Below are 4089 nucleotides of genomic sequence, written 5' to 3'. Positions count from 1 at the left end.
CGAGTCGCCAGTCACCCGGGGTGAAGTAGCGCCGTTGCTCGGACTGGGGCGCGTCACTACGCCCGCCCCGGTTGATCTCCCCTTCCGGACCCTCCACGAACGCGTACACGATCGGGAGGAATTCCTTGGCGTAGCCGTGGTAGGCCATGGTCACCGCGGCCACGTCCGCTGCCTTGGCCTCGCGTACCAGGTTGGTGGGTATGCTGCCCACGGACGGGTAGTACAGGTCGTACGCGTAGTCGCTGTGGTCCCGGACGGTCAGCGAGGAGGTCAACCCGCCTGCCTTGGCCAGTGCCACGTAGCGGTCGCCGGTGTACCCGTTCACACTGAAGGTCGGCAGCGACCACTGGACGGGTGGGGCACTGAGCAGGCTGGCCGAGGCATCAGGGCTGATGAGGCGATAGAGCGCGAAGCGCCCGCCTGCGGCCTTCACATTGTCGACGCGCTTGCTGGCCTCGGTGCCGAGGATGCCGTCCGGTAAATCCAGCACCACCAACTTGCCCCTGGCGTCCACCTTGGACAGATCGTCCGACGTGCCGGCACCGCCGTAGACGGTGTCCAGCCGCTCGGCGGGCATCGGGACGCGGTCGTAGAACGGCGCGAAGCCCACATCCACCGCCAGCGGTTGCGCCCCTTCCGCGGTGAGTTCCAAGTACGACTGGTAGAGCCGTGCGTCCTCGGTGAAACGGAAGTACTTCGAGCTCACCCCGGGGGTGGAATAGGCGTACAGCCGATCGAACTGTGCGTAGGCGCCCACCCCGAGCAACACCGGCTCGTGCGGCCCGTCGGGGCGGGTTTCCAATATGGCACTCAGTCTACCGCTGAGGGCTCCCGTCTGGTCCGTGTGGACCGTCATCGGCTTGGCCTGGCGGGCGTCGAAGGACACCGTCGTGTCGCGGGTCACCTTGACGACCGGGTTGGCGAATGCGGTGACCTCCACCGGCGCACCCGGCTTGAGCGCGGTGAGCCCCGCACTCAGGGTGTAGTCCCCTGGCGGCACCCGCAGCGACTCACCGGCGTAGCCGAAGAAGCTCTGTCCGGTGTGGACGTTGACGGCGACGGAGGTCTGGGCGTCCTGCGCGCCAGGTGCCTTGCCATCCCTGCCCAGCATCTTCACCGACAGGCCGTACAACTCCGGCTCGTCCTTCACCCCCACCGGGGTGCGCACCCGCGTCTTGCCGTCAGCGGTACTGGCCAGCAACAGACCCTGGTAAGTACCGGGTTTGCCGGACTTCGAGGTAAACGTGAGGTCCACAGTGGACTTGCCACCGGCGGGCACGGTGACCGAGTTCGCCGACAGCTTCGCCAGGTTCGCGGCGGGCGGCTGCCCCTGCTTGTCCACCAGGCTGAAGGCCAGGTTCACCGTAACCGGGGTGGTGCCGGGGTTGGTGTAGGTGACCGTGCGCTTGTCGGGTTTGCCTGCCCACCGCACGACGGTGTTCACCGTCGCGGGTGCGGACTGCACGGCCTGGGTCACCGCGGCGGCCACGTCCACCCGGCCACCGCCGATCGCGGTCACGCCGATACCGGACAGTTCCTTGGCCGTACCGACCAAGCCGGACTTGAGTTGTTCGCCGGTCCAGTCCGGGTGCCGCTGCGCCAGGATGGCCGCGGCGCCCGCGGTGTGCGGGGTGGCCATCGAGGTGCCGGAGAGCTTGGTGTAGTGCTCGTCCACCGGCTTCCCCAGCGAGGTGCCCTGCGCGCGGGCGGCCACGATGTCGCTGCCGGGGGCGGCGATTTCCGGCTTCACCGCACCGTCGCCGGTGCGGGGACCGCGGTCGGAGAACGGGGACAGCTTGTCGGACTTGGTCACGCTGCCCACCGCCAGTGCGGCGTCGGCCGTGGCCGGGGAACTCACCCCCTCGTCCTGGCCGCTGTTGCCGGCGGCGACCACGAACAGCGTGCCGTACTGCTTGCTCAGCTTGTTGATGGTCTGTGAGTCGGGGTCGGTGCCGTCGGTGGGTCCGCTGCCCAGGCTCAGGTTGACGATCTTGGCCTTGGCTTCCTTGGCCGCCCAGACCATGCCGGCGATGATGTCGGACTCGCGGCCCGAGCCGCCGTCGTTCATCACCTTGCCGATGGCCAGCTTGACGTCCGGGGCCACGCCCTTGTACCTGCCACCCGAGGCCGCGCCGGAACCGGTGATGGTGGAGGCGACGTGCGTGCCGTGCCCGTGGCCGTCGGCCACGCTGCCCTTGCCGCTGAAGTCCTTGCTCTGCGCGACTTTCCCGGCCAGGTCGGGGTGCCCGGCGTCCACCCCGGTGTCCAGGATGGCCACCGTGACGTCCTTGCCGGTATAACCGGCCTGCCAGGCCGCCGGAGCACCGATCTGCGGCACACTCTGGTCCAGCGAGGCTTGCACGTGGGCGTTGAGCCAGATCTTGCTCGGCCCACCGGAGAGCGCGGCCGGTCCCCCGGCGCTCAGCCCCGCCCAGAACCCCTTGGCGTCCTTTTTGGACTCACCGAGTTCGGTGTAGCCCAGTTCATCGAAACTGCGACCGCGCTGGGCGCCGGCCGGCGCGACCGAGCGGGCGGCCAGACCGTCCGGGTACTCGGCCAGCAGCGGCACCGTGTCGGTGCCGGCGTCGTCGTAGCCCTGGCGGATCAACCCGGTGATGTTGAACAGTTCCCGGTCCACCCGGCCGGACTCGACGAGCGGGATCGCGGTGGCCGGTACCAGGTACGAGTCGGTGGTGCCCCCGCGGCGGACGCCGAACTGGACGTACGGCGCGTGCCCGGAACGGGCATCGTCCTGCAAGGCCAGTGACCAGTGGCCGCGGGCGTCCATGCTCGCGCTGACCTGGTCACCGGTGATCAACGTGACCCGGTGGCCGGCGCCGCCTTCGGCCACTGCCGGTGCACCCGGCGCGCCGGCCGCGCCCGCTTGGCCGGGCAAGGCCGCCAAGGTCGCCGCCGCGCAGGCCGTGGCCAGCACGCCGGCGGTCAACCGTCTCCGTGATGTCATGAGTACTCCCTCGTGAGGTGCTACCACCAACAGGCTGACCCACGGTTTCGTTGGTCAGCCTGTTGGTGGGGAAAAGGACGCTCGCAGCCGGCTGGCGGCGTGGTGGGAGGGGTCAGTTTCCTGGCAGGACAGCTCCCTGCGTGTCGACGATGGTGGTCTTTACCGAGCTGGAGGACGTCACGGTGCCGGGTTTGACGCCCGCAGACGTGGGGTCGTTTTCATACGGCTTGAGCTGGGTGAAGCGCTGCCCGATGAATTCGCCGGTGGCGGGGTCGATGATGATTTCGATACGGAGGGTGCGGTCGCCGGGGTCGACGCCCAGTGCGACGCCCGTGCGGCCGTCGAGGTTGGCCACCTGCTCGGTCACCCTGAGGTCGGGGATCTTGGCCACCGCGCGGTAGAGCGACTCCTTGAGGTCGGCCGGCACGGTACCGGTCTTGAGCAGCCGGGTGGCGATGTCCAGTACCCCGCCGAACGCGGGTTTGGCCGTCACCGAGGGGTCGGCCGCCATCAGGTCGTACAGCTTCTGCGGGTCACGCGGCAACCCGTCCAGCTGCTGCTTGGTGGGGGTGCCCCATTCGTCGGCTTCCCGGCCGACGAAGGACATGGCCAAGCCGGGGAACTTTCCCTTCGCGGCGCGCCATTCACCGCTCGGCCAATAGACGCTGAGGTCGACATCTTGGTGTAGCTCGGTCTTCTGGGTGAAGGTCCTGAGCGCTTGCTCGTCGCCGATGAGCCATTTCCTGTTCCCGGTGGGTGCGGTCTTGAGCAGCCACTGCCCGTTGAAGTCGCTGGGCTGCCAGGTCTGGGTCAGCCGTTCGCCGGAGAAGGCGGCCGGGATCCTGCTGTCGTTCCACAGGAGCCAGGAGTGGGTCTCGACATAACGGAATTTGCCCGCGGGAATGGGAGTCTCACCAGTGACCTGGATCTTGTCGGCGGCGAGACCCAGTGCCTGCTGCACCGACAGGAACCTCACCCCCTGCGCGGCCACCGGCGGCTGGGCCGAGGGGTCGCCATGGTCGGCTCCGGTGATCGCCGCGGTGCCACCGACGGCGATGACCACCGCCGCGGCGGCCGCACTGATCCACCAGCGCCGCCCGGTGGGGGACACCGGCTTTCCCTTG

The 4089-nt window shown here is 68.9% G+C and carries 2 protein-coding genes; both read right to left on the bottom strand.

The features are described 5' to 3' along the window. On the bottom strand, window positions 1-2965 hold a 2965-nt coding region (locus QMK34_RS47015; protein ID WP_326421530.1), incomplete at its 3' end, for a S8 family peptidase. Window positions 2966-3077: 112 nt separating this feature from the next. Beyond that, a partial coding sequence (locus tag QMK34_RS47010) for a CU044_5270 family protein (protein WP_326421529.1) occupies window positions 3078-4089 on the bottom strand: 1012 nt, incomplete at its 5' end.

Origin of the sequence: Amycolatopsis sp. H20-H5 (genome assembly GCF_035828755.1) — a bacterium.
In the GTDB taxonomy this organism is placed as follows: Bacteria; Actinomycetota; Actinomycetes; order Mycobacteriales; family Pseudonocardiaceae; genus Amycolatopsis.
The sequence above is the reverse complement of the archived record's forward strand: the minus strand, read 5'-3'. Positions and strand labels throughout refer to the sequence as shown.